The sequence below is a fragment of the Aurantimonas sp. 22II-16-19i genome (genome assembly GCF_002088275.1).
Lineage (GTDB): Bacteria > Pseudomonadota > Alphaproteobacteria > Rhizobiales > Rhizobiaceae > Jiella.
The window spans coordinates 1-25,790 of the sequence record NZ_AQQS01000050.1; the positions used below are offsets into that span (position 1 = coordinate 1).

Sequence of the window (25,790 nt, forward strand, 5' to 3'; positions counted from 1 at the left end):
GAGCCGATCGGCGGCCGCCCGCCGGATCTGATCCACCCGCCGCAGGGCTGCCCGTTCCACCCGCGCTGCCGGTTTGCCGAAGACAAGTGCCGCGCCGAGCGCCCGCCGCTGGCCGAAGTCGAGACCGGTCGCCGCGCCGCCTGCTGGTTCCCCTTCATCGACGACGGGGCCGGGACCAGCCGTGCCGAGACCATGGAGACCGCCGGTGTCTGAGACGCTGCTGTCCGTCGAACACCTGTCCACCGTCTTCTCGCTGCGCGGCGGCTCGATGTTTTCGCCGAATGTCGAACTGAAGGCCGTCAGCGACGTGTCCTTTTCCCTTCGCAAGGGCGAGACCCTCGGCATCGTCGGGGAATCGGGCTGCGGCAAGTCGACCCTCGGCCGCTCGATCCTGCGGCTGATCGAGCCGACCGAAGGGCGCGTCGTCTGGCAGGGCCGGAGCCTCACCGATCTCTCCGCCGGCGAGATGCGCAAGGCCCGGCGGGACCTGTCGATCATCTTTCAGGATCCCGTCGCCTCGCTCGACCCGCGGATGAATGTCGGCCAGATCATCGCCGAGCCGCTCAAGGTCGCCGAGCCGTCATTGACCCGCAAGGAGCGTCGCCAGCGCGTCGAGAAGGTGATGGAAGAGGTCGGCCTCGCGCCGGAGATGATCAACCGCTACCCGCACGAGTTCTCGGGCGGCCAGGCCCAGCGCATCGGCATCGCCCGGGCCATCGTGACGGAACCCAAGCTGATCGTCTGCGACGAGCCGGTGTCGGCCCTCGACGTCTCGATCCAGGCGCAGATCGTCAATCTCCTGAAGGCGCTGAAAGAGCGCATGGGGCTGACGCTGATCTTCATCAGCCACGACCTGTCCGTCGTGCGCCTCGTCTCCGACCGGATCCTCGTCCTCTATCTGGGGCGCGTGGTCGAGATCGGGCCGCGCCGCGAGGTGTTCGCCAATCCCGGCCACCCCTATACCAAGGCGCTGCTCTCGGCCGCTCCCATCCCCGATCCTGCCGTCGCCCGGGCGCGCGGCCGAACCGTGCTGAAGGGCGATCCGCCCTCGCCGATCAATCCGCCGTCGGGCTGCGCCTTCCGCACGCGGTGCCCGATCGCCCGCGACGTCTGCGCCGAGGAGGCGCCGCCGCTGGCGACGGTCGGCACGGATCACCGCGCGGCGTGCCTGTTCTGGGAAGAGGTGCGGGCGGACCCGGCGATCGCGGGGTGATCGTCGCGTGCGCCTGCCAGACGGCGGGCGAACGGAGGGCGACACGCGGTCGAAGCACCATCAGCCGGACAAAGCCGATGCCCCGGACCTGCAAGGCGCCGATGCGTCTTCCCTGCAGAACTCCTGCAAAGCCGGTTCGTCTTCTGCATCTCGTTGAAAAGCTGGAGCGGGCGATGGGGATCGAACCCACGACATCAAGCTTGGGAAGCTTGCGTTCTACCGCTGAACTACACCCGCGATAGCGCGGACATTGCCGCCGCGCCCTTCGGCCGTCAAGCGATTTTCGCGTGTCGGCCGGACTTCGTTGCACCGACGGGCCCGACCGGTGAGGCCGGATCCGTGTCTTCGGCCCGCGCGGCAACCGCGCGGACCTGCCTGCCTCAGTGGGCGTCCTTCAGGCCCGCCGCCTCCTGGGCGAGCGCGGTGATGGCCGCCCAGTCACCGGCGGCGACCTTGTCCTTGGGCGCCAGCCACGAGCCGCCGACGCACAGGACGTTGGGCAGGCCGAGATAGTCCTGGACGTTCTTCATCGAGATGCCGCCGGTCGGGCAGAACTTCAGCTGCGGGATCACCGGCGCGATCGACTTCAGGAAGGCCGCGCCGCCGACCTGCTCGGCCGGGAAGAACTTCAGGACCTCGTAGCCCTCCTGCAGCATCGCCATCATCTCGCTCGGCGTCGCCGAGCCGGGCAAGAGCGGCACGTCGGAGCTGCGCGCGGCATCGAGGATCTCCACCGTCGCGCCGGGCGAGACGATGAATTCCGCCCCCGCCGCTTCCGCCTGCTCGAACTGCTTCGGCGTCAGGATCGTGCCGGCGCCGCAGACCATCTCCGGCACCTCGGCGACGATCGCCCGGATCGCCTCGAGGGCGGCGGGCGTGCGCATGGTCACCTCGATCGAGCCGATCCCGCCGGCGACCAGCGCCCGAGCCAGCGCGACGCCCTCGGCGGCATTGGCCACCGCGACGACGGGAACCACCGGCTGGGCCGTCAGAATCGCGAGAAGTCGTTTGGAATCCTGGCTCATGGCGATGACGCGCTCCGATAACATGAATCGCGCGAAGACTTAGTCCATCGCGCGCCATGGTGGGAAGCGGGTCGGCCGAAAAATCCTGAAGAACCACGGCGCCCGAACTGGCGCCATGTCTTGCGCTCCATGCCCTGGGCGCCATGCCCCGGGAAACGCTCGTCGGGGCAACGGCCGGCATTTTGCCGGCCGCCACCGACGCCGTGCCTCAGAGGCCGCCGCCATAGGTGCGGTAGAAGATGTGGCGGCCGATCTTGTCGACCTTCTCCATCGCCCGGGCCCAGCGGGGCCGCACGTAGTTGGCGTGGTAGTGGGTCGCCGAACCGACCTCGGTGATCCAGCTTTCGCCGGACGTCGCCTTGCGGGCGTTTTCCTCGGCCCTCGAGAAGGCCCCGGCGTCGCGGATGCGATCCTTTTGGCCGTCGCAGGCGAAGGAGAACTGGCAGCGGTTGCGCCAGTTCTTGTTCTGGTAGACGACGCCGCAGATGGTGTTCGGATAGGCGGGATTGCGGACCCGGTTGAGGATCACCTGGGCGACGGCCGCCTGGCCTTCGTCGGGCTCGCCGCGCGCCTCGAAATAGATGCCGTTGGCGAGACAGGTCTGCTCGGATTCGCTGTAGACCTTCTTCGGCAGGGGCGTCGCCGCCCAGGAGTGATCGGTGTCGTCGACCGGCGGGATGAAGGCCTCGGGCTGCTCCTTGAGCACCCGCTCGAACAGCGAGGAGGCGCGGTTGCCGCCGGTGGCCGGCGCGTAGCCGAGGGCGCCGGTCTCGTCGGCCTTTGCCGGGCGGAGCGAGGCGAGCATCACCTTGTCCTCGGCCGCCGTGGCGTCCTCTTTCGGCTTGTCGAATTTCGGCGGTCCCATCAGCTTGAAGCTGGTGGCGAGCGCAACGGAATCGCGGGTGGAACGGTCGATCGTGGCGAAAGCAGTCCGAAGCCGGGCCTCGGTGCCGGTGACCCGCGGCCCGAACAGGCCGCCGCCGTCGAAGACCTTGCCGGCGGCGAGGCCGAAGCGCGACATCTCGCTGCGCGGCGCCGCGACGCGGCCGGCCTTGGCGGACCTGAGGACCCGCGGCTCGTCGCCCTTTTCGACGAGGGCCATGCGTCGGGCCAGCTTTTCGGCGGCCTCGCGCTCGGCGGTCATCCGGGCGCCCTCTTCGCCGGAATAGGCGAGGTCGACGGCCGACATCTGGCCGTAGACATTGGGCACGAGGAAGGCATGCGCACGTTGCGCGACATCGGCCCCGGCCACCAGCCGGGTCATGTCCTGATGATCGATCCGGGTCGCGCTCGTCCCCACGAGCAACGATCCCGAAATCACGATGAACGACGCACGACGCGCCATCCGCCCGCCACGACGTCGCATGCGGCTTGTCGCCGCCGGCCCCTCAGCCCCCATCAAGCCCCCGCTTGCTGTTACTAACTTCCCACAGATGCTGCTAAAACATCCCCCATTAACCTTGTCTATTGGTTAACAAATTTTGGTATTTTCAAGACGAGCGCTTCTTTTTCCCCGCATAGGGGTTCGCGGCCTTGCGCAGAGCGAGCCGGATCGGCACCCCGAAGAAGCCGAACTGCTCGCGTAACCCATTGACGAGATAGCGGGTATAGGATGCGCCGAGGGCTTCCGGCCGGGCCGTCGACAAAATGAATGTCGGTGGCCGCGACTTGATCTGCGTCATATACTTCACGTTAACGCGTCGTCCGGCGACCGCCGGCGGCGGATGTCTTGCGAGCATGCGCTCGAGCCACTGGTTGAGCTTGGCGGTGCTCACTCGCTTGTTCCACACCTCGTGGGTGTCTGCGACGGCCTTCATCAACCGGTCGATGCCCTCGCCAGTCTCGCCCGACACCGTCACCGCCTTGATGCCCCGCACCTGCGGCAAGAGCCGCTCGGTCTTCTCGCGCAGCTCGGCCAGGAGCTCCTGGCGGTTCTCGACGAGATCCCACTTGTTGAAGGCGATCACCGGGGCGCGGCCCTCGCGCTCGATCAGGTCGACGATGGACAGGTCCTGCCGCTCGAAGGGGATGGTCACGTCGAAGACGATCACCACCACCTCGGCGAAGCGGATGGCGCGTAGGCCGTCGGCGACCGAGAGCTTCTCGAGCTTTTCCTGGATGCGCGCCTTGCGCCGCATGCCGGCGGTGTCGAAGACCTTGATCGTACGGCCCCGCCACTCCCATTCGACCGAGATGGAATCGCGCGTGATGCCGGCCTCGGGGCCGGTCAGGAGCCGGTCCTCGCCGAGAAAGCGGTTGATCAGCGTCGACTTGCCGGCATTGGGACGCCCGACGATGGCGAGCCGCAGCGGCTTGGTCGGATCATAGGCCTCGACGACCTCCTCGACGGAGGGGTCGATGTCGCCGGCCTCTGCGGCGCCGTCGGCCGCCCCCGTCGCATCGTCGGCCTCCATGCCGTCGTCGCGGTCGCGGCGCGGCTGCTTCTGCGGCCGGAAGGCGGCGCGGCCCAGCGCCTCCACCATGGCGTCGCGCAGGTCGCCCATGCCCTCGCCATGCTCGGCGGAAATCGCCACCGGCTCGCCGAGCCCGATGGCATAGGCGTCGAGCAACCCCGACTGGGAGCCCCGCGCCTCGGCCTTGTTGGCGACCAGCACGACCTTGCGGGCGGACCGGCGCAGGAGCTCGGCGAAATCCTGGTCCTGGGGGGTCAGCCCGGTCTTCACGTCGATCATGAACAGGCAGAGATCGGCCGCGGCGATCGCCAGCTCCGTCTGGGCGCGCATGCGCGCTTCCAGGGTCTGCGCGTCGGCGACCTCGAGCCCGGCCGTGTCGACCACGTCGAACTCGATGTCCATCAGCCGGGCCTCGCCCATGCGCCGGTCGCGGGTCACGCCCGGCCGGTCGTCGACGAGGGCGAGGCGCCGCCCGACGAGGCGGTTGAACAGGGTCGATTTTCCGACGTTCGGTCGACCGATGATGGCGATGGTGACCATGTCGGATCTCATTCCTCTGGTTGGGCGCGGGCGCTCCGGCTCAGTTGCCGGCAGGTTGCGCGGGCGCCGTGGTGTCGTCTTGCGCCGGCGGCTGCGGCTGGCCGGGCGCTGCGTCTTCGGCAGGCGCGCCGGCAGCGTCGGGAGCCGTACCCGCGGCGTTGGTGTCTTGCTGGCCGGATGTCGGCGTGTCGGTTGTCGGGGCATTGGCTTCAGGCGCCCCGGCCCCTGGCGTGGCGCCGGCTTCCGGCGCTGCCTCGCCTGCGGCGCCGCCGACGACCCCGGGAACCGGCGTCGCGGGAGCGGTCGTCTCGGAACCAGACGGTGCGGAATCCGTCGGGGCGGCCGCCTCCGGCGCATCGGACGCACCGCCCTCGGAGACGCCGAGACCGGTCGTCGGCATGACGGCATCGCCGGGTTGCGGCGCGGCGCCTTCGCTCGCGGCGCCCTCGCCTGCTGCCGGGCCGCCGGTTCCCCCGAGCAGTCCCTCGAGATCGACGGTGCCGAGGCCGTTGTCGGCGCCGGCGGCAGGCGCCGTTGGCGCTGCGGCCGCGCCTGAGTCGGCTGCCGGCGGCAATGCGTTCGGTCCGGTCGCGCCGGAATTGATCAGGTCGAGCAGGATACGGGCACGGCCGGAAATGTCGCGGGGCGTGCCGGAATCGGCGACGAGTTGCTCGAGCAGCGGCTTGGCGGTGCTGGCGTCTCCCGCCTTCCAGGCGGCGAGCGCGATCGCCTCGCGGGCCGGAAAGCGCAACGGGTCGCTGTCGCCCGACAGGCGCTCGACCCGCTGGCGGACGTCGTCGAGGCTGCCCGAATCGACCAGCACATAGGCGGCGCGAAGGGCCGCCATGTCGCGCAGGCCCTGCGGCGCACCGGCGTCGTTGGCGACCGCGTCATAGGCCGCGACCGCCTGCGGCGCCCGGCCGGCCTTCGCCTCGATCCCGCCGATCGACAGCCGCGCCAGGGCCGGATAGGCGCCGACGCCGTCTGCGGCGACGGCTTCCAGCGCCGTCACCGCCGCCTCGGACTGACCGTCGTCGGCGAGCTTCACGGCGGCGGCGTAGCGATCGCCGGCGGCGTTCGCGGTCGTCGTCCGGTAGTGCTCGTAGCCGACGGTCGCGGCCGTTCCCACGACGACGACCACGGCGCCGACCAGCAGCCAGGTGCCGAACCGCGTCCAGACCGCCTTGACCTTGTCATGGCGAAGCTCTTCGTCGACTTCCCTGAAAAAACTGTCGTCGCTCATCCGCTCGCTTTCCTTCTTTCCCGTCGCCGCGGCCAAGTCGGCGCTGACGACGGAAATCAAAGCGTCTTCTAACGATTTTTCGCGCCGACGAAAGAGCGGAGGGCCCGCAGCCGTCACGTCAGCGGCGAAACGCCGACGAGCCACTGGTGCAGCCCGGCGAGAAAGGCGGCGCTGATCGCCAGCCCGATGCCGACCGCCGCGACGTCGCCGACGGCCCGCGGCCGCTCGCCCGGCGCCGGGACGTTGCGGCCGAGGGAATTGAGATAGTCGATCACCGACCAGACGAAGAAGGCGCCGAACAGGACGACGTCGGCGGTGCCGCCATTGGTGAGGAGATGGCCGAGGGACCAGAGCGCGATGCCGAGCACCATCGGATGGCGCACAGCCATCTTGATCCGCCCCGCCGGCACATAGGCGGCCGCGACGAGGACGAAGCCGGCCGGCACCAGGACCAGCGCCAGATGGCGCAGGCCCGGCAGCGGCGCGTAGACCAGCCCCTGGTCGATGCGGGCGGCGCCATAGCCATGGACGACGAGGACGAGCCCGATGAGAGCCAGGACGGAATAGACGCCCTTGAAGCGCATCTCGCCGAGCCGGTGGATGGTGGCTGCGCGGCCCCTCTCGGAAACGATCCGGAACGAATGGATGCCGAGAAAGATGACCAGTCCGATGACGAGTGTGACCATGTCGCGCCCCAAAGGAAACGGCAGCGCGAGAATTCGCCCGCCCGGCCCGGCGCCGCCCGTCCGGACGCTTCGTCTGGCCGCCTGTCTCTGATACACCTTCCGCAACACGAGAAACGATGCTTCATCGCGCAGCGGAGGATGAATTTCGCATGAACACCCTGGGCCTTGCCGCCGTCGCGATCTATGCGGGGCTGAACAGCGCCGTCCTCATCTGGCTGGCGGTGCAGACGGGCCGGATCCGCAATCAGGAGAAGGTCTTCATGGGCGATGGCGGCAACGCCCGCATGATCCGCGTCATGCGCGGCCATGCCAACGCCATCGAGTTCATCCCGATCACGCTGATCTGCCTGGCGCTCGCCGCGTTGCTCGGGACCCCGGCGCTGGTCATCCACGGCCTCGGCATCATGCTCACCGCCGGCCGCATCCTCCACGCCCTGCACTTCACCGCCGGCGACGCGCCGGGCTGGCAGCGCTTCGGCGGCACCGGCCTTTCGTTCCTGGCCATGGCCGGCGCGGCGATCGCGGCGGTGGTGTCGGGGGTGATGGTGATGGGGGTGTGAAGCTGCAGTGATGGGGAAAATTTCTGCGACAATCATCGGCATCTGAAAACATAGATGTCGAGACTCACCAAAAGGCGTTAGCGCCTAGACTAGGCAATTATTCTATGCAAGGGAGCGGTATTTTTTCGCTCTTTCGATGTAGAAATCGATATCACCAATCGCCACGACAGCGAGTGTCGGCGCTGCTTTATGAGCGTCCTCACGAGCTTTCACCAATCGATACAGTTCTTTGACGATGTTGAAATCTGTTGGCACGATGCAGCCATCGCTGCCGCGCGGCCCACTCCCATGTATGGCCATCCCGTCGCGACCCCTCATTTCGTCTGGCCGGATCGGGATAAGGCGGATCCAGTTTGGTCGTTTCTCGCGATCTTCATGTGTGCGCATTCGGTACTCTGTCAGCGGCAGAACCCCACCCACACCGCCGTTCTTCAACTTTATTCCCGTGGTGAAAGGATTATTTGCGATGAAGTCTTGAACGACGTCGTCCAATTTGGAGCCTGCTCTGCCTCCCGACACGGCTGTTGCAACGATGTTCACGCCATCGATCGAGCCTGTGAGACTGGACGAACACACGTTATAGACGAGATCAGTCATCGGGTGCATGTCGACCTCCGCAAACCGCAGGCTAAACTGATACATCCTCATCGTCATTTTTTCAACCCAAGAGGGTGTCGCCCAAATTCACTCTACCCCCGCACCCACACCCGGTTGTCGTGAAACGCCGCGCCGCCGAAGGGCGCGACCGGGTCGGCGCCGGTCAGGACGTTGATCCCCTCGCCGTCGAGGAAGTCCGAATTCGCCCACAGCCCTTCATGGACGAGCACGCCGGGCTTGACGGCGTCGCTGATCGCCAGGGTCAGCCGCACGGCGCCGCGCCGGTTGCCGACCGTCACGACCGCGCCGTCCTCGAACCCCTCGCGGGCGGCGTCCTCGGGGTGGATGGTCAGCACCGGGCCGCCTTCCCGCTGCCGCGAACCGCTGGTCTCGGCGAAGGTGGAGTTGAGGAACTGGCGCGCCGGCGCGGTCGCCAGCCGGTAGGGATGGGCCGCATCCGCCGTCTCGATCAGTTCCACATGGTCGGGAAAGGCCGGCAGGTCGCGATACGGCCCCTGCGGCCCGAGGCTCTCCGGCGGCCGGTTCGGCGCCATCGAGCCCGCCCAGTCCGGCGTGAAGCGGAATTTTCCGTCCGGCCAGCCGAAACCGGATAGGAAATGCGCCGTCGCAAAATCCGGCTGCTTGTCGATCCAGCGTCCCGCCTTCAGGGCCTCGAAGCCCCCCGGCTCGCCGCTCGCCTTCAGCATCGCGTCGATCAGCTCGCGCTCGCTCCGCCCGAAGCCCGGACGGTCCGAGACGCCGAGGCGCTTCGCCAGTTCCTCGACGACGAAGTGGTTGGTCCGCACGCTCGCCGGCGGATCGACCAGCTTCGGGCCCAGCACGATGTGGTTCTGGCCGCCGCCGCGATAGATGTCGTCATGCTCGAGGAACATCGTCGCCGGAATGACCAGGTCGGCGAGCTTGGCCGTATCGGTCATGAACTGCTCGTGGACCGCGACGAACAGGTCGCCCCGCAAAAGCCCCTGCCTCACCAGCCGCTGCTCCGGGCAGACATTGGCCGGATTGGTGTTCTGGATCAGCATCGCCGTCACCGGCGGCCCGCCGGACAAGGCTTCCCGGTCCCCGGTCAGCACCGCGCCGATGCGCGACTGGTCGAGATGGCGGACCGACGGGTCGCGATAGGCCGCACCCATGATCTCCGACTTGTCGAGGCCGAAGATGTCGGAGTTGGAGTGGAACGCGCCGCCGCCCTCGTGGCGCCAGTTGCCGTAGACCGCCGGCACGCTCATCGCCGCATGCATGGCGACGACGCCGTTGCGCTGCCGGGTGAAGCCGTAGCCGAGGCGGAAGAAGGTTTTCGGCGTCGCGCCGATGAGCGCCGCGAAGGCCTCGATCTCGTCGCTGGAGAGACCGGTGATTGCAGCCGCCCATTCCGGGTCCCGGGATTTGAGATGCGCCTCCAGCCCCGCCGGATCGTCGGTGTATTTGGCGAGATAGTCGCGATCCGCCGTGCTGTCCCGGAACGCCACATGCATCAGCGCGCAGGCGAGCGCGGCGTCGGTGCCGGGGCGAAGCTTCAAGGCGAGATCGGCCTGCTTCATGGTGGCGTTGTCGTAGATGTCGACGACGACGATCTTCGCGCCCCGCTCCTTCCGCGCCTTCGCCGCATGGGTCATGACGTTGACCTGCGTCGCCACCGCATTGGTGCCCCAGATCACCACGCAGTCGGACTTGGCGATCTCGCGTGGATCGGCGCCCCGCATCGCGCCGGCGCCGGCGAACCAGCCGCTCCAGGCCATGTTGGTGCAGATGGAATCGAACTGGCCCGAATAGCGCTTGGCGTGGCGCAGCCGGTGGATGCCGTCCCGCTGCACGAGCCCCATCGTGCCGGCATATTGATAGGGCCAGACCGCCTCCGGCCCATGCGCGATCTCGGCCGCGAGGAACTTTTCGGCGATCAGGTCCAGCGCGTCGTCCCAACAGATCTCCCGCCACTCGCCAGAGCCCTTTTCGCCAACGCGCTGAATCGGTTTCAGCAGTCTGTTCGCGTGATGGATGCGCTCGGCATAGCGGGCCACCTTGGCGCAGATGACCCCCGCCGTGTAGTCGTTCTCCGCCGCGCCGCGGACCCGGCCGATGCGCCCGCCGTCGAGGATCTCGACGTCGAGGGCGCAGGTCGACGGGCAGTCGTGGGGACAGGCGCTGTGGCCGATGGAGATGGGAAGCGGCTTGTTCATGGGACGATCCGTAGCACGGCGCGTTCGCCGGGAAAAAACCTCGGGGGCAGATCATCCGATTGCCGCGAGATTTTCAACCGTCAGGGAAGAGGATGGCCTCGTAATCCCGAGCCGCATGGATGATGTGGACGATCTCGATCCTGTCGTCGCCCACCCGGTAGAAAATCAAATAATTCCCGTGGAATCGTCGTCTCACTTCCCTCTCCCGATAGCGCAGGACCCGAGGATAGGCATGAGGCGTCATTGCGAGATCGACGCAAATCCTGCGGATCTCGAGACACGAAGCTCAAGGCCCGCTTCGGATTGTCCGCGGCGATATAGTCTGCGATCGCTTCCAGGTCGGTTTCGGCTTCCTGCGCATAGACGACCTTCACGGTTTGCCGTGATCGGCCATGGCGCCATATTTTGCCGCAAGCCGTTGCGTGACCTCGTGGACCGGCTTGACGCGGCCTGCATCGGCATCCGCAAGACCTCTGGCGATCGCCGCATCAAGGACGGCAAGGCGTTTCTCGCGCTCCTCGACGAGCCGGACACCTTCCCGCAAGACCTCGCTGCGGGAATTGTAGCGTCCGCTTTTGACGAGGCTGGTCACGTAGTCTTCCAGGGACTGACCGAGATTGGCGCTGCTCGCCATGGCATCCTCTCATCGCCTTCCAGGTTGATAACAATTATCACAAGACGCGGCGCCCTTCCACGGAGGGACGCCAGCTTTGCCCCTTCCAGAGACGATGCCCCGTCGATGCGACGGCATCCCGTCTCACCGAAGCGCGGTGAGGCTCGCTCCCTCAAAAGCGACCATCCAATTTGTCCTCGCGACAAAATTTCGTGTTCCCGTGTCAGGACTTGGCCAAGCCCATGGGACTCCGGGGTTTCGGCTTCGAGCCAGCCTCGGCGCGGCCTTCGCACGCCCGCCCGGCGCCATTCCGCCGCTTGACTCAAAGGGAGCGGTCTATAGAACAAAAGAGGAACATATTCCCGCCGAGGAGTCTTCGCGAAGTGTCGTCCGCCCCTGTCCCCATGACCGCACCGCCGGATGACATAGAGTCATTGCGCGCCCGGATCGACAGGATCCAGGGCGGCAGGCGGCGGGCGAAATCGGCGCTCGCCTTCGGCGTCGAGGCCCTGGACGAGCGGCTGCCGGAGGGCGGCCTTTCGCGCGGCGTCACCCACGAGATCGCCGGCGGCGGCCAGAATGCCGGCGACGGCCCGGCTGCCGCGCTGTTTGCCGCGGGGATCGCCGCGCGCACCAGGGGCAAGGTGCTGTGGTGCCTGTCGCGGCCGGATCTCTTCGCCCCGGCGCTGGCCCAGGTCGGACTCGCCCCCGACCGGGTGATCTATGTCGAGGCGAAGGACGAGAAGACCGTCCTCGCCTGCATGGAGGAAGGCCTCGCCCATGGCGGCCCGGTGGTGGTCGTCGGCGAGGTGGCGCGCCTGTCGATGACCGCCTCGCGGCGCCTCAACCTTGCGGCCGAGAAGACCGGATGCCTCGCGATCCTGCTGCGCCGCTGGTCGCGGCCGAACGAGACCGTCGAGGTCGGGCGGCCGACGGCTGCCGCCACCCGCTGGCGCATCTCCGCGTCTCCCGCAGCGCCCTTGCCGGTGCCCGGCATCGGCCGGGCCCGCTGGCGGGTCGAACTCATCCGTTGCCGTGGCGGCACGACCGCCGATCTCGAACTGGAGGCCTGCGATGAGACGGGTCGTCTCGCTTTTCCTTCCGACCTTTCCGACCGATCGGCTGCGCCGCCTGCGGAACGGGCCCCTCGCCGGGCCAGCGCATGAGGGCGTTACGTGGCCCAGGCTTTCGTCCGAGGATTCGGCCGGCGGCACGGCCGGCAAGACACCGGTGGACCTGCCGCTGGTCCTGATCGGGCGGGAGAAGAACCGCCGGGTGGTGACGGCGACCGACGGCGCCGCCCGCGCCGGCGGTCTTCGCCCGGGCATGGCCGCGGCGACGGCGACGGCGCTTGTCGCCGACCTCGACACCGAGGAGCATGATCGCGCCGCCGATGCCGCGGCGCTGGAGCGGCTGGCGCTGTGGGTGCTGGAACGCTTCTCGCCGATCGTCGCCGTCGACGGGACGGACGGCATCGTCATCGATTCCACCGGGGCGGACCACCTGCATGGCGGCGAGGCGGCGATGCTGCAGGCGCTGGTCGAGCGCCTCGCCGCCGCCGGGATCACCGCCCGCGCCGCCCTCGCCGACAGCTGGGGCGCCGCCCATGCGCTGGCCCGCAACAGTGCCGAGCCCGTCCTCGTCGCCCCGCCGCGGCACGGCATGGCGATCCTGCGCCCCCTGCCGGTGGAGGCCCTGCGGCTTTGCCGCGAAACCTCAGAAGCCCTGCGCGACCTCGGCTTTTCCACCATCGGCGACGTTCTCGAAGCGCCCCGCGCGCCGCTGGCGCTGCGCTTCGGCGCGCAACTGACCCGCCGGCTCGACGAGGCCAGCGGCCGGCGATCCGAACCCATCGAGCCGCTGCGGCTGCCCGAGACCGTCGAGGCGCAGCGCAATTTCGCCGAGCCGATCGGCGCCGCCGAGACCATCGCCCGCTATGTCGGCAAGCTCGTCGTCCAGCTCTGCGCCGAGCTGGAGGAAAAGGGCCTCGGCGTGCGCCGGCTCGACCTGCTCTGCCGCCGGGTGGACGACCGGGTCGAGGCGGTCCGCGTCTCCACGGCGCGGCCGGTGCGCGACGTCGCCCGGCTCACCCGCCTCCTCTGCGACCGGATCGAGACGATCGCCCCGGGCTTCGGCATCGAGCGGATGACCCTTCTGGCCACCCTCTCCGAGCCGCTCAGCCCCCACCAGAGGCTCGCCGCGCTGACCGACGAGATCCTGCCCGACGTGTCGAGCCTCATCGACGTCATCGCCAACCGGGTCGGCGCGGACCGGCTCTACCGCCTCGCCCCGGTCGAGAGCGACGTGCCGGAGCGCTCGGTCCGGCGCATCCCGGCGCTCGCGCCCGAGACCGGCGAGACCTGGCGGCGCGACTGGCCGCGGCCCGCCCGGCTGCTCAGGCGGCCCGAGCCGATCGAGACCCTGGCGCTGTTGCCCGATCACCCGCCCGCCTCCTTCACCTGGCGCGGCGTCAGGCGAAGGGTGCGCGCCGCCGACGGGCCGGAGCGGATCTTCGGCGAGTGGTGGAAGCGCGATGCCGAGCTTGCCGCCGTGCGCGACTATTTCCAGGTCGAGGCGGAGGGCGGCGAGCGCTTCTGGATCTTCCGCTCCGGCGATGGCGAGGACAGGGGCACCGGCTCGCAGCGCTGGTTTCTCCATGGCCTGTTCGGCTGACGGAGCCGCCCCCGCATGTTTCGCCCCGATGCGAGCGGCCCGGCCTATGCCGAGCTGCAGGTCACCACCCATTTCAGCTTCCTGCGCGGCGCCTCCTCGCCGGAGGAGCTGTTTGCCACCGCCGCGCTGATGGGGGTGAAGGCGCTCGGGATCGCCGACCGCAATTCGCTCGCCGGCATGGTGCGCGCCCACGAGGCGGCGAAGGCGACCGGGGTGAGGCTCGTCGTCGGCTGCCGGCTCGACCTTGCCGACAGCCTGCCGGTCCTCGTCTATCCGACGACGCTGGCCGCCTATTCGCGGCTCTGCCGGCTGTTGTCCCTCGGCAAGAAGCGCGCCGGCAAGGGCAAGTGCCATCTCGAATGGGACGACCTCGCCGACCACCAGGACGGGCTGATCGCCATCCTCGTTCCCGATGCCGCGGACGCGGCCTGCCGGCGTGAGGCCGAACGGCTCGCCGCCACCTTCGGCGACCGGGCCTGCCTCGCCCTCACCCTGTTCCGCCGGCCCGGCGACCGGCTGCGGTTGCACCAGTTGTCGGCCCTCGCCGCCGAGGCGGGAGTGGCGACGGTGGTCACCAACGACGTCCTCTTCCACGCGCCCGGCCGGCGCATCCTGCAGGACGTCGTCACCGCGATCCGCCACAACACCACCATCGACCAGCTGGGCTTTCGCCGCGAGCGCCATGCCGACCGGCACCTGAAGCCGCCGCAGGAGATGCACCGGCTGTTCGCGCGCTACCCGGAGGCCCTGGCGCGGACGGTGGAGATCATGGAGCGCTGCCGCTTCTCCATGGACGAGATCGCCTATCAGTATCCCGAGGAGCGCGACGACCCGGCGCTCACCCCTCAGCAGACCCTGGAGAAGCTGACCTTCGAAGGCGCCGCCGAGCGCTATCCGGAGGGGCTGCCGGAGAAGGTGCGCGCGAGCCTTGCCCACGAGCTCGCGCTGATCGGCCGGCTGAACTACGCCCCCTATTTCCTGACGGTGAATTCCATCGTCCGCTTCGCCCGCTCCAAGGACATCCTCTGCCAGGGCCGGGGCTCGGCGGCCAATTCCGCCGTCTGCTACGTCCTCGGCATCACCGCCATCGATCCGGCCCGCTCCGATCTTCTGTTCGAGCGCTTCGTCTCGGAGGAGCGCCGCGAGCCGCCGGACATCGACGTCGACTTCGAGCACGAGCGGCGCGAGATCGTCATCCAGTGGATCTTCGACACCTATGGCCGCGACCGCGCGGCGCTCTGCTCGACGGTCATCCGCTACCGCACCAAGGGGGCGCTGCGCGACGTCGGCAAGGCGCTCGGCCTGCCGGAGGATCTGATCACGCAGATCTCCGGCCAGGTCTGGGGCTGGTCGGAGGGGCCGGTCGATCCGGAACACCTGAAGGAGTTGAACCTCAACCTGTCGGACCGGCGCCTCAGGATGACGCTGGAGCTTGCCGGCGAGCTGCGCGGCTTTCCCCGGCATCTCTCCCAGCATCCGGGCGGCTTCGTCCTCACCAACGCCCGGCTCGACGACCTCGTGCCGATCGAGCCGGCGGCGATGGACGGGCGGCAGGTGGTCGAATGGGACAAGGACGACATCGACGCGTTGAAATTCATGAAGGTCGACGTCCTGGCGCTGGGCATGCTCTCCTGCATGAAGCGCGGCCTTGATCTTCTCAAAGACCACAAGGGTCTCGACCTCGATCTTTCGACCATCCCCGCCGAGGATCCGAGGACCTATGCGATGATCCGCAAGGCCGACACGCTCGGCACCTTCCAGATCGAATCCCGCGCCCAGATGTCGATGCTGCCGCGGCTGAAGCCGACCACCTATTACGACCTCGTCGTCCAGGTGGCGATCGTGCGCCCCGGACCGATCCAGGGCGACATGGTGCATCCCTATCTGCGCCGCCGCGAGGGCAAGGAGAAGGTCGAGTATCCGAGGCCCGAGCTCGAAAAGGTGCTCGGCAAGACCCTGGGCGTGCCGCTGTTCCAGGAACAGGCGATGCGCGTCGCCATCGAATGCGCCGGCTTCACCCCCGGCGAGGCCGACCAGCTGCGCAAATCCATGGCGACCTTCAAGTTCACCGGCGGGGTCTCGGCCTTCCGGGACAAGCTCGTCGCCGGCATGATGAAGAACGGCTACGAGCAGGACTTCGCCGAGCGCACCTTCCGCCAGCTCGAGGGCTTCGGCTCCTATGGTTTTCCGGAGAGCCACGCCGCCTCCTTCGCCCTCGTCGCCTATGCCTCGTCCTGGCTGAAATGCTGGCATCCGGACGTCTTCTGCGCAGCATTGCTCAACGCCCAGCCGATGGGCTTCTACGCCCCCGCCCAGATCGTCCGGGACGCCCGCGACCACGGCGTGACGATCCGCCCGGTCTCGGTCGCTCATTCGCGCTGGGACTGCACGCTGGAGCCTGACGACAGGATGCCGCACGGCCGGACCGGCCAGCGCGGAAGCGAGGGGCACGGGCAGCCGGCGGACGACGGGTTCGATGATCGCCGCCTCGCCGTCCGCCTCGGCCTGCGCATGGTCAAGGGCCTCGCCAACAAGGATGCCGCGGCGATCCTGGCGGCGCGGGGCGAGACGCCCTTCGCCTCGGTGGAAGACCTCTGGCGCCGGGCGGGCGTGCCGGTCGCGGCCCTCACCCGCCTCGCCGAGGCCGATGCCTATCGCGCCGCCCTCGGCCTTGGCCGGCGCGAGGCGCTGTGGGCGATCCGGGCGCTCCGGGACGAGCCGCTGCCGCTGTTCGCCGCCGCCAGCGAGGCTGCGGCAAGGGATGGGGCGGCAAGGGACGGGGCATCAGGGGACGAGCCCGCAAGCACTGGCGGCGAAGCCTCCGCCGTGCCGGAGCTGAACGAGCCGGCGGTGACGCTGCGCCCGATGGCGGCGGGCGGCGAGGTGGTCGGCGACTACCGCCATGTCGGCCTGTCGCTGCGCGCCCATCCGGTGTCGTTTTTGCGCCCGGAGCTGGCGCGGCGGCGCATCGTCCCCTGCGCCGCGGCGATGGCGGCCCGCGACGGGCGCTGGCTGGAATCGGCCGGCCTCGTCCTGGTGCGCCAGCGGCCGGGCAGCGCCAAGGGCGTCATGTTCATCACCATGGAGGACGAGAGCGGCATCGCCAATCTCGTCGTCTGGCCGAAGATGTTCGAAAAGTTCCGCCGCATCGTCCTGACGGCGTCGATGATCTCCGCCCATGGGCGCATCCAGCGCGAGGGCGAGGTGGTGCATCTCGTCGTCCACAAGCTGACCGACCACTCCGCCGCGCTGGCCGGGATCGGCGAGCGCGATGCGCCCTTCCCGCTGCCCCACGGGCGCGGCGACGAGTTCCACCACGGCCCGCCCTCGCCGGACCCCCGCGAGGCCCCGCCCCGGGCGGTCAGGACCCGGGACATCTACATCCCGGACCTCCACATCGACACGATCAGGGTGAAGGCACGCAATTTCCGCTGAACTGTCGCTGCCTCAGGACCCGGCTCGCCCTTCCTTCGGCGAGACATAGGCCGGATCGTGATGGAAGGGCAGCGGCGCCCCCGTCTCCAGCGCCTCGAGGATCGCGGAAAAATCCGTCCGGCAGCGAAAGCCGAGGCGGCGCTCCATCAGCCCCGCATCGTAGACCCGGCCGATCGACCGCGGCAGCTGCCAGCCGCGCCGCGCATAGATCTCGGCGGCATGCGGGAAATGCCGGCCGATCACCCCGGCCGCATCGGCCTTCAGCGCCGCCGCCTCGTGTCTTTGGAACGGCGTCGGCGCCGAGACGACGAACAGCGCGAAGCCGAGCTCCGGCGCCCGGTCGAGCGCCGCGATGTGGGCGTCGGCGGCGTCCTCGACGGTCAGCCGCCGGTTCAGGAACTCGTTGGCCTTGAGGTTCTCCCCCGGCAGGTGATCGAGCGTGTCGTCCTCCTCGGGAAAGAACCGCGCCGTCCGCAGGACGATCGTGTTCAGCCCGTGTTCGAGGTGGAACAGCCGGCACAGACCTTCGGCGCCAAGCTTGGTCACGCCATAGACGTTGCGCGGGGCGAGCGGCCCGGTCGTCTCGTCCAGCCACACCGCCGCCTCGCCCGCCTCGGCGCGGATCGCCTGAGAAATCATCAGCGAGGTGGTCGAGGTGAAGACGAAGCGGTCGTGCCCGGCCGCCGCGGCGGCTTCGAGGAGGTTGAGCGTCCCGGTCACGTTGACGTCCACGAAGGCTTGTCGCGGGTAGCGCGCGATGTCCGGCTTGTGCAGCGCGCCGCCATGGATCACCGCCTCGATGCCGTGGTCGGCAAATGCACGGTCGACGAGCGCGCGATCCGCCACCGTGCCGACGATGGCGGTATCGGCCCCCGGCGCGACGTCGAGGCCGATCACCGCGTCGCCGCGCGCCCGCAGCTTCGGCGCTAGGAACCGGCCGAGCCAGCCGGACGAACCGGTCAGCAGTATCCGCATCGTCTCGCCTCCGCTCGCCCCGGTGCTCAGGCCGCCGGGCTTGCCGCGCCGCGCCGGTCGATCATCTTCCAGTTCTTGTAGAACATCGCCTTCAGCCGGTCAGCCAGCGCCGAGACCCCGACCAGCAGCGCCGACAGGAAGTCCGGTACCGGGCTCGGCCGGATCACGTCCATGAAGACGTTGTAGCGCCGCGCATCGACCTCGTTCACCGACTGGTGGAACAGCGTGTCGTCGAAGATGTAGAGCGGGTCGTCCCGCCACAGATGCCGGGCGCCGTTGCACTCGATGAACACCCGGTCGCTGTCGGCCGGATCGAGATTGAGCAGGACCCGCAGCGTCAGCCGCAGCGGCCCGTAGTGCCAGGTCGTCGATTCCTTGCCGGAGAACACCGAGACGGCGATCGTCTTGACGTATCTGAAGTCGCGGTTGAACGCCGGCACGTTGTCGACGAAGCGCTTGCCGTACCACCGATAGACATACATGCCGCGCCGGCCCTCGCCGAACTGCTGGTCGATGTCGGCGATGATCTCCCGCTTGTTGGCCCGGAAGGTATCGAGCACCGTCTCGATCTCGGCCCGCCACTCCGGCGGGAAGTCTTCGAGCCGCCACACGCCGGGATTTCGGTAGCTGACGAGGTCGATGAACAGGTTGAAGGGCGACAGCAGCCAGGTCGGGATGCCGTTGCCCATGAAGTAGCGGCTGAAGGTCAGCGGCGTCCGGCCCCTGTTGCGCGACACGTCGATCAGCCCGCAGACGATGAAGGTCAGGGTGATGACGGGGATCAGCCAGAGGCAGAGGATCGCCAGGGGCACCGCGATGGCGATGCGGCGGATCAGTTTCTTCGTCTTGCGTTTCATCACAGCGCTCCGGACGCCACAGGGAGGGCTGCGGACGGGCGCAGTCGCTCTCGCTCAGGGGAATCGTCGCGTCGTGCCGACGGTACGGCGTGCGATTTCCGCGGCGTCGCCATACGCCTCACGCCAGCCGCGAGGCAAGAGCCAATCGTTCGTCCACCATATCACTGGCAGAGCCACAGGCTCGTCAGGCGAGCGCACGCACCAGGGCGAGCCCCGCGAACAGCGCCGCGATGCCGATCACCACCGAGCCGATCACGTAGATCGCCGCCAGTGCGACGTCGCCGCGCTCGTAGAGAAACGCCGTGTCGAGCGAGAAGGAGGAAAAGGTGGTGAAGCCGCCGAGGACCCCGGTGGCGACGAACAGCCGCAATTCCGCCGAGCCGCCGAAGCGGCGCGAGAGGAGCTCGATGAAGACGCCCATGACGAAGGAGCCGACGACGTTCACGAACATCGTGCCATAGGGAAACCCCGCCCCCAGGAGCCGCATGGCGGCAAGGCCCGACAGATGCCTCAGCGCCGCGCCGATGCCGCCGCCGAGCGCCACGAGGAAGAGCTGATACATCGATCACACCAGACATTCGTCGTTTGAACGAGAACCGGCCGGCGCCTGGGGCACCGACCGGGAAGAAGCGATTGGAGGGCGGGCCCGCGCCTAGATCTTGCCCTGCGCCTTCATCTTTTCGAGGAAGGGCTGCTTGCGTTCGGCCGCAAGGCCCTTCCAGGTCGACCAGCACAGGAACAGCAGCAGGATGGCGAAGGGAAAGCCCGTGGCGATCGCCGCGCCCTGCAGCGCCGCCAGCCCGCCGCCGAGCAGCAGCGTGATCGCCACCAGGCCCTCGAAGGTCGCCCAGAAGATCCGCTGCGGCACCGGCGCGTCGAGCTTGCCGCCGGCGGTGATCGTGTCGATCACCAGCGATCCCGAATCCGACGAGGTGACGAAGAAGACGATGACGAGGACGATGCCGATGAAGGAGCTGATCTGGGAGAGCGGCAGCTGGCCGAGCATCGCGAACAGCTTCACCTCGAGATCGGCGTCGACGATGCCGGAAAAGCCGCCGATCGTCTCGGTCAGCGCGGTGCCGCCGAAGACCGTCATCCAGATGATCGAGACGATGGTCGGGATGATCAGGACGCAGGTGATGAATTCCCGCACCGTGCGGCCGCGCGACACCCTCGCGATGAACATGCCGACGAAGGGCGACCAGCTCATCCACCAGGCCCAGTAGAAGGTCGTCCAGCCGGTGCGGTAGCCGTCGTCCACCCGGCCGAAGGGGTTCGACAGCGGGATGAACTCGCGCAGATAGGCGACCGTGTTGCCGAAGAAGCCCTGGACGAGCTGCAGCGTCGGGCCGACGAAGAAGATGAAGAGCAGGAGCGCCAGCGCCAGCACCATGTTGACTTCCGACAGCCGCCGGACGCCGGCATCGAGACCGGCCACCACCGAGATCAGCGCGACGCCGGTGATCAGGACGATCAGCACGATGTTGGAGAGCATCGTGTCGGGGATGCCGAAGAGATAGTTGAGGCCGCCGACCGCCTGTTCGGCGCCGAAGCCGAGGGAGGTGGCGAGGCCGAACAGCGTCGCGAAGACGGCGAGGATGTCGATGACGTGGCCCGGCCAGCCCCAGGCCTTGTCGCCGAGCATCGGATAGAACACCGAGCGCATGGTCAGCGGCAGGCCCCAGTTGTAGCTGAAGAAGGCGAGCGCCAGCGCCACCACCGCATAGATCGCCCAGGGGTGCAGCGCCCAATGGTAGATCGTCGCCGCCATGCCGAGCCGGCGCGCCGCCTCGGTGTCGCCGGCAGCGCCCATCAGCGGCGCGTCGGAACCGCCTGCCATGGCCGCGGAGAAGTGGGTGATCGGCTCGGAGACGCCGTAGAACATCAGGCCGATGCCCATGCCGGCGGCAAACAGCATGGCGAACCAGCCGAAATAGCCGAAGTCCGGCTGGGCATCCTTGCCGCCGAGGCGGATCTTGCCGAGCGGCGAGACCACCAGGAACAGGCAGAACAGGACGAAGATGTCGCCGGCGAGGATGAACAACCAGTCGAAGGTCGAGGTGATGGCCGGGCGCAGCCAGCCGAAGAAGCCGTCGGCCAAGGTGGGGAACAGCAGCGTGAAGGCCACGAAGGCGATGATCACGCTGGCCGAGATCGGAAACACCGGATTGTGGATGTCGAGCCCGAAACGCTGGATGTTGTCCTGGCCGACTTCGTAGTCGGTCACCGACACGTCGGGAATATCGGTGGTCTGGTCGGTGGACATCGAGACCTCGTCGTTCAAATGAAAAAAGGCGCCTCGTCGGGCGCGCGGTCGAACAGGGGCCGCCGTCCGGCCCGTCGTCGTCTCGGCGATTAGATGGCGTCTGCCGCTGCTGTTCAACCCCGGACGGCACCTTTTCGCCGTTTTGTGGCAGCGCGCCATGGCATCCGCCTGCCCGGAGCCGCCCTTGCCCTTGCCTTCGAGCCGCTGGCGGCGAGCCGCCCGTCGCCACAATCCTTGGCCGGCGACGCCATTCGGCTGTAATCCCGGGGAGAGGACGCAACGACGCTCCGGCCGGGCCGGCGGCGCGACAGGGAGACGCAGACGATGAACGCAGGCGATCCGCTCCGGCACCGGCCGCTCGAAAACCGACTCGCGCTGATCACCGGAGCCGCCGGCGCGATCGGCGCCGCCACCGCCGCGCTTCTGGCGCAGCGCGGCGCCCGGATCGTCGCCGTCGACCGGCCCGGCACCGATTTCGCCGCACTGGAAAAGGCGCTCGGCGGCGATCTCGCCGTCATCGAGGCCGACGTCACCGACGAGGCTTCGGTGCGCGCCTATGTGGCGCAGGCCCTCACCGTCACCGGGACAATCGACGTCTTCTTCAACAATGCCGGCATCGGCGGCCCCGTCGCCCGCATCGCCGACTATGCCCTCGAGGACTTTCGCCGGGTGATGGCGGTCAATGTCGAGGGCGTCTTCCTCGGCCTGAAGCACGTTTTGCCGGTCATGCAGGCCCGGGGCTCCGGCTCGATCGTCAACGCCGCCAGCGCGTCGGGGGTAACGGGCTCACCCGGCATGTGGGGCTACAATGCCAGCAAGCACGCCGTCGTCGGCCTGACGCGGGTCGCCGCCACCGAGGCAGCGCCGCACGGCGTCCGGGTCAACTGCATCGCCCCCGGCCCGATCCGCAGCAAGATGATGGGCCGCCTCGACGATGCCATCGGATCCGAGGAGGCCAAGCGCGCCCGTGGCATCCCTGCCCGACGCTACGGCCTCGTCTCGGAGGTCGCCGGCGTCGTCGCCTTCCTCGCGTCGGACGATTCGACCTATGTCAACGGTGCCGTCCACGCGATCGACGGCGGCCTGACGGCGATCTGACGGGCGAGCCCCGCCGGCGCGACGCTCAGCCCTCGCCGCGGCCGCTGCGCTCTGCGCGCAGCCGTGCCAGCCGCGTCAGGTGCTCGCCGAGGCGCTTCTCCGCGCCCCGGTCGGTCGGCTCGTAGAAGCGCTGGCGGCCCATCTCTTCCGGAAAATAGTCCTGGCCGGAAAAGCCGCCCGGCTGGTCGTGGTCGTAGAGATAGCCGGAGCCGTAGCCCTCGTCCTTCATCAGCCCGGTCGGGGCGTTGAGGATGTGCTTGGGCGGCAGCAGCGAGCCGTGCTCCTTCGCCGCCCGCATCGCCGCCTTGTAGGCGACATAGACCGCGTTCGACTTCGGCGCGGCGGCGAGATACGCCGTCGCCTCGGCCAGCGCCAGCTCGCCCTCGGGCGATCCGAGATAGTCGTAGGCGTCCTTGGCCGCCAGCGCGACCCGCAGCGCGTTCGGGTCGGCGAGACCGATGTCTTCCGACGCCATGCGCACCAGGCGGCGGCCGAGATAGAGCGGGTTCTCCCCCGCATCGAGCATCCGGCAGAGCCAGTAGAGCGCCGCGTCGACGTCGGAGCCGCGCACCGACTTGTGCAGCGCCGAGATGAGATTGTAGTGCCCGTCCTGGCCCTTGTCGTAGATCGGCGCCCGCCGCTGGACGACCGACAGAAGCGTCTCGGCGTCCATCACCTCGTCCCGGCCCGCCGCCCGCCAGACCTCCTCGGCCAGCGTCAGCACCGCCCGCCCGTCGCCGTCGGCGAGCCGCAGGAGGAGGTCCCGCGCGCCCTCGTCGAGGGGCAGCGCACGGCCGGTCTCTTCCTCCGCCCGGTCGAGCAGCCTGGCGAGGCTCTCCGGTGCGAGCGACTGGAAGGTCAGCACCCGCGCCCGCGACAAGAGCGCGGCGTTCAGCTCGAAGGACGGGTTCTCCGTCGTCGCGCCGACGAGGATGACGGTCCCGTCCTCCATCACCGGCAGAAACGAATCCTGCTGGGCCCGGTTGAAGCGGTGGATCTCGTCGACGAAGAGCAGCGTCACCCGGCCGTTCATGCGCCGCAGCCGGGCCGATTCGAACACCTTCTTCAGGTCCGCGACGCCGGAGAAGATCGCCGAGATCTGCTCGAAGGCGTAGTCCACCTCGCTGGCGAGCAGCCGCGCCACCGTCGTCTTGCCGGTGCCGGGCGGGCCCCAGAAGATCAGCGAGCCGAGGCTCCGGTTGGCGAGCATGCGGGTCAGTGCCCCGCTCGGCCCGGTCAGGTGCTCCTGGCCGACGACTTCAGCGAGTTGCCTCGGCCGCAGCCGGTCGGCCAGCGGCCGCGGCGGCTCGGCACGCGGCGCCCGGCGACCCTCGGGTTCCGGCGACGACGCCCGTCCCGCCGACTGGCGCGGTTGCGGCTCGGGGGGCGGGTCGTCGCCGAAGAGGTCGGCCATGTCAGCGCACCACCTGGGTCAGCCGGCGACCGCCCCGCTCGATGTCGAACTGCCAGCCGCGATAGGTCTCGGCGGCGATTGCTGCCAGCGTCCTGGTCGAATCGACGCTCTCGCCGTTGACCTCGAGCACGATGTCGCCCGGCTGCAGCCCGAAGCGCCCGGCGAGCGAGCGCGGCGCGACCTCGGCCACGACGACGCCGGTGGAATCCTGCGGCAGCCGGAACTCGTCGGCGACCCGCGGCGACAGGTTGTACACCGTCGCGCCGGCGAACGGGTTGCGCCCGTCGATCGTGCGGGCGTCCCTCGCCGGCACCTCCGGCGCCTGCTCGAGCGGCAGCTGCAGCGCCTCGGTCTCCTCGGAGGACAACACGTCGAGCGTCACCGTCTTGCCGATGCCGAGAGTGGCGAGGCGGTAGTCGAGGGCGTCGGGGGTCGCGATGTCCCGGCCGTCCGCCTTCATCACCACGTCGCCGACCTTCAGCCCGGCCCTTGCCGCCGGACCCTCCGGATAGACCGACCGCACCAGCGCGCCGCCCGGCTTTTGAAGGCCGAGCGCCTCGGCGATGTCGGCGGTCACGGGGGCGAAGTCGGCCCCGACGAAGGGCCGCTCGAAGCGGCCGCCGTTCTTCGCCGCGCGCACGAAGGTCGCGACCATGTTGGAGGGGATCGCGAAGCCGATGCCGTTGGAGCCGCCGGAGCGCGAGAAGATCGCCGTGTTCACGCCGACGAGTTCGCCGCGCATGTCGATCAGCGCGCCGCCGGAGTTGCCGGGATTGATCGCCGCGTCGGTCTGGATGAAGAAGCCGAAATCGTTGACGCCGATGTGGTTGCGCGCCAGCGCCGAGACGATGCCGTTGGTCACCGTCTGGCCGATGCCGAACGGGTTGCCGATCGCCAGCACCAGGTCGCCGGTGGCCAGGTCGTCCGAATCGGCGATCGGGATCGTCGGGAACGGCCCCTCGCCCTCGATCTTCAGCACCGCCAGGTCGACGGTCGCGTCCTTCGACAGGACCTTGGTCTCGAATTCCCGCCCGTCGGCAAAGGCGATCTTCACCTCGTCGGCGCCCTCGACGACATGGTTGTTGGTGACGACGAGGCCGGACGCGTCGACGATGACGCCAGAGCCGAGGGACTGTTCCATGCGAGGCGGGTTGTCGAAGCGGTTGCCGAAGAACTGGCCGAAGAACGGATCGTCGGCGAAGGGGGAGCGGCGGGCCGCCACCTTGCGCGCCGCATAGACATTGACCACTGCCGGCGCGGTTTCCTTGACGAGGGGCGCGAAGGACAGCTTGATCTCCGCCGCCGACTGCGGCACCCGCGCTTCGCCCTGCTTGTCCTGCTCGTCACGGGCCACCGGATCGCCCGCCGCGACCAGCGTCGGCTCTGCCGCCCCGGCCTCTTTCCAGCGCGGCTGGCTGCCGAGACCGAGCCCCTCGCGCAGCGCGTCGTCGCCCGGCGTCAGTGGCACCGGCTCCTCGGCCACCAGCGGCGCCAGGAAGCGATGCAGCGTCGAGCCCTCGTGAAATACGGCCGGCACGGCGAGCGCCGTCCCACCCAACAAGGCTGCCGCCAGCACCAGGAGTTTCAGCTTCATGACGCCTCGCAAGGAATGTCCACCGTGTCCTGCGAACAGCCCGCCTGCTCGTCGATCGACGCCGGGCCGCCCGCCTGAGGGCATCGCCGCGCCACGCCGCGAGGATCGCGATCGTTCAACGCCGATGCCGCAGCGACGGGATAGACCAGACGATTGGCACGAAAAAGGGGCCCGCGGGCCCCTTCCTCATTCGCATGTGATTCGTCCCGTCGAAACTCAGTTCGTGGCGGGGCTCGAGATCTCGGTCGAACCGCCGTCGGTCGGAAGCTCCGCCGTGGCGTAGCTCGCCGTCAGGACGCCGAAGGCGGCGACGGCGCCGAGAAGAGTGAGGAGGGTGCGACGCATGGTACTCCGGCCGGTCGTGTTCATTGTTCTCGCATCATTCATGA

Annotated in this window: 22 protein-coding genes, 1 tRNA gene and 1 pseudogene; 7 read left to right on the top strand and 17 right to left on the bottom strand. The window is 68.8% G+C overall.

All coding sequences use genetic code 11. The features are described from left to right. Window positions 1–213, top strand: a 213-nt coding sequence (locus tag ATO4_RS24815; RefSeq protein WP_348626481.1) for an oligopeptide/dipeptide ABC transporter ATP-binding protein, incomplete at its 5' end; no start/stop codon positions are given. Further along, complete coding sequence (locus ATO4_RS24820) at window positions 206–1,213, top strand: oligopeptide/dipeptide ABC transporter ATP-binding protein (protein WP_280940522.1); 1,008 nt, start codon at window positions 206–208, stop codon at window positions 1,211–1,213. The genes ATO4_RS24815 and ATO4_RS24820, both read left to right, overlap by 8 nt. A gap of 162 nt (window positions 1,214–1,375) precedes the next feature. On the opposite strand, the gene ATO4_RS24825 is transcribed toward ATO4_RS24820, so the two are convergent. The 6 genes from ATO4_RS24825 to ATO4_RS24850 all read right to left on the bottom strand — a co-directional run bounded on the left by ATO4_RS24825 (window position 1,376) and on the right by ATO4_RS24850 (window position 7,121). Beyond that, a tRNA-Gly gene (locus ATO4_RS24825) sits at window positions 1,376–1,450 on the bottom strand. 143 nt (window positions 1,451–1,593) lie between these two features. Continuing rightward, window positions 1,594–2,238 (bottom strand): 2-dehydro-3-deoxy-phosphogluconate aldolase, encoded by a 645-nt coding sequence (locus ATO4_RS24830; RefSeq protein WP_083594558.1) that lies wholly within the window; start codon window positions 2,236–2,238, stop codon window positions 1,594–1,596. 208 nt (window positions 2,239–2,446) lie between these two features. Beyond that, complete coding sequence (locus ATO4_RS24835; RefSeq protein ID WP_245308920.1) at window positions 2,447–3,538, bottom strand: cell wall hydrolase; 1,092 nt, start codon at window positions 3,536–3,538, stop codon at window positions 2,447–2,449. A gap of 190 nt (window positions 3,539–3,728) precedes the next feature. After that, the gene (gene der / locus ATO4_RS24840) at window positions 3,729–5,192 is read right to left on the bottom strand and encodes a ribosome biogenesis GTPase Der (protein ID WP_083594504.1); all 1,464 of its coding nucleotides are present in this window, start codon (window positions 5,190–5,192) and stop codon (window positions 3,729–3,731) included. Window positions 5,193–5,232: 40 nt separating this feature from the next. Beyond that, window positions 5,233–6,435: a tetratricopeptide repeat protein gene (locus ATO4_RS24845; protein ID WP_083594560.1), complete on the bottom strand. Its 1,203-nt coding sequence runs from the start codon at window positions 6,433–6,435 to the stop codon at window positions 5,233–5,235. 113 nt (window positions 6,436–6,548) lie between these two features. Next, window positions 6,549–7,121, bottom strand: coding sequence for an NnrU family protein (locus tag ATO4_RS24850; RefSeq protein ID WP_083594507.1), 573 nt, complete (start codon window positions 7,119–7,121; stop codon window positions 6,549–6,551). Window positions 7,122–7,270: 149 nt separating this feature from the next. Here ATO4_RS24850 and ATO4_RS24855 point away from each other — a divergent pair, with 149 nt between their 5' ends. Beyond that, entirely contained in the window at window positions 7,271–7,681 is a 411-nt protein-coding gene (locus ATO4_RS24855) for an MAPEG family protein (protein ID WP_083594509.1), read from the top strand. 102 nt (window positions 7,682–7,783) lie between these two features. Here the strand turns inward: ATO4_RS24855 and ATO4_RS24860 are convergent, their stop codons facing one another. From ATO4_RS24860 to ATO4_RS24875, 4 genes and pseudogenes are all read right to left on the bottom strand, one after another. Next, complete coding sequence (locus tag ATO4_RS24860) at window positions 7,784–8,323, bottom strand: DUF2778 domain-containing protein (RefSeq protein ID WP_139802683.1); 540 nt, start codon at window positions 8,321–8,323, stop codon at window positions 7,784–7,786. A 47-nt stretch (window positions 8,324–8,370) separates the two neighbouring features. Continuing rightward, the gene (locus ATO4_RS24865) at window positions 8,371–10,476 is read right to left on the bottom strand and encodes a molybdopterin oxidoreductase family protein (RefSeq protein ID WP_083594514.1); all 2,106 of its coding nucleotides are present in this window, start codon (window positions 10,474–10,476) and stop codon (window positions 8,371–8,373) included. Between the two features lie 73 nt (window positions 10,477–10,549). Beyond that, window positions 10,550–10,850: pseudogene (locus tag ATO4_RS24870) on the bottom strand (type II toxin-antitoxin system RelE/ParE family toxin). Beyond that, window positions 10,847–11,110 (bottom strand): type II toxin-antitoxin system ParD family antitoxin, encoded by a 264-nt coding sequence (locus tag ATO4_RS24875; protein WP_083594516.1) that lies wholly within the window; start codon window positions 11,108–11,110, stop codon window positions 10,847–10,849. Before ATO4_RS24875 ends, ATO4_RS24870 begins: the two are co-directional and overlap by 4 nt. A gap of 383 nt (window positions 11,111–11,493) precedes the next feature. Between ATO4_RS24875 and ATO4_RS24880 the strand changes: the two genes are divergently transcribed. The 3 genes from ATO4_RS24880 to ATO4_RS24890 are packed head-to-tail and all read left to right on the top strand — an operon-like array spanning window position 11,494 to window position 17,197. Then, on the top strand, window positions 11,494–12,255 hold the full coding sequence (locus ATO4_RS24880; RefSeq protein WP_083594518.1) for a damage-inducible protein: 762 nt from the start codon (window positions 11,494–11,496) through the stop codon (window positions 12,253–12,255). Next, window positions 12,164–13,762, top strand: a complete 1,599-nt coding sequence (locus ATO4_RS24885) for a DNA polymerase Y family protein (protein ID WP_083594519.1) — start codon at window positions 12,164–12,166, stop codon at window positions 13,760–13,762. Before ATO4_RS24880 ends, ATO4_RS24885 begins: the two co-directional genes overlap by 92 nt. Before the next feature lie 15 nt (window positions 13,763–13,777). Next, window positions 13,778–17,197: an error-prone DNA polymerase gene (locus ATO4_RS24890; RefSeq protein ID WP_083594521.1), complete on the top strand. Its 3,420-nt coding sequence runs from the start codon at window positions 13,778–13,780 to the stop codon at window positions 17,195–17,197. A gap of 12 nt (window positions 17,198–17,209) precedes the next feature. Here the strand turns inward: ATO4_RS24890 and ATO4_RS24895 are convergent, their stop codons facing one another. The 4 genes from ATO4_RS24895 to ATO4_RS24910 form a co-directional block, all read right to left on the bottom strand. Next, window positions 17,210–18,172 (bottom strand): NAD(P)-dependent oxidoreductase, encoded by a 963-nt coding sequence (locus ATO4_RS24895; protein ID WP_083594523.1) that lies wholly within the window; start codon window positions 18,170–18,172, stop codon window positions 17,210–17,212. 26 nt (window positions 18,173–18,198) lie between these two features. Then, window positions 18,199–19,029, bottom strand: coding sequence for an aspartyl/asparaginyl beta-hydroxylase domain-containing protein (locus ATO4_RS24900; RefSeq protein WP_083594525.1), 831 nt, complete (start codon window positions 19,027–19,029; stop codon window positions 18,199–18,201). A gap of 184 nt (window positions 19,030–19,213) precedes the next feature. Then, the gene (crcB, locus tag ATO4_RS24905; protein WP_083594527.1) at window positions 19,214–19,591 is read right to left on the bottom strand and encodes a fluoride efflux transporter CrcB; all 378 of its coding nucleotides are present in this window, start codon (window positions 19,589–19,591) and stop codon (window positions 19,214–19,216) included. A 90-nt stretch (window positions 19,592–19,681) separates the two neighbouring features. Beyond that, the gene (locus ATO4_RS24910) at window positions 19,682–21,295 is read right to left on the bottom strand and encodes a BCCT family transporter (protein WP_083594563.1); all 1,614 of its coding nucleotides are present in this window, start codon (window positions 21,293–21,295) and stop codon (window positions 19,682–19,684) included. Between the two features lie 324 nt (window positions 21,296–21,619). Between ATO4_RS24910 and ATO4_RS24915 the strand changes: the two genes are divergently transcribed. Then, window positions 21,620–22,393, top strand: a complete 774-nt coding sequence (locus tag ATO4_RS24915; RefSeq protein WP_083594529.1) for an SDR family oxidoreductase — start codon at window positions 21,620–21,622, stop codon at window positions 22,391–22,393. 25 nt (window positions 22,394–22,418) lie between these two features. Here the strand turns inward: ATO4_RS24915 and ATO4_RS24920 are convergent, their stop codons facing one another. From ATO4_RS24920 to ATO4_RS28165, 3 genes are all read right to left on the bottom strand, one after another. Then, a complete protein-coding gene (locus ATO4_RS24920; RefSeq protein ID WP_083594531.1) occupies window positions 22,419–23,807 on the bottom strand; it encodes an AAA family ATPase in 1,389 nt (462 codons plus the stop codon). A 1-nt stretch (window position 23,808) separates the two neighbouring features. Further along, window positions 23,809–25,401, bottom strand: coding sequence for a DegQ family serine endoprotease (locus ATO4_RS24925; protein ID WP_083594533.1), 1,593 nt, complete (start codon window positions 25,399–25,401; stop codon window positions 23,809–23,811). Window positions 25,402–25,617: 216 nt separating this feature from the next. After that, window positions 25,618–25,770 carry a hypothetical protein gene (locus ATO4_RS28165; RefSeq protein ID WP_210191139.1) on the bottom strand — a complete coding sequence of 51 codons (153 nt, stop codon included), beginning with the start codon at window positions 25,768–25,770 and terminating at the stop codon, window positions 25,618–25,620. Between the last annotated feature and the right edge of the window lie 20 nt (window positions 25,771–25,790).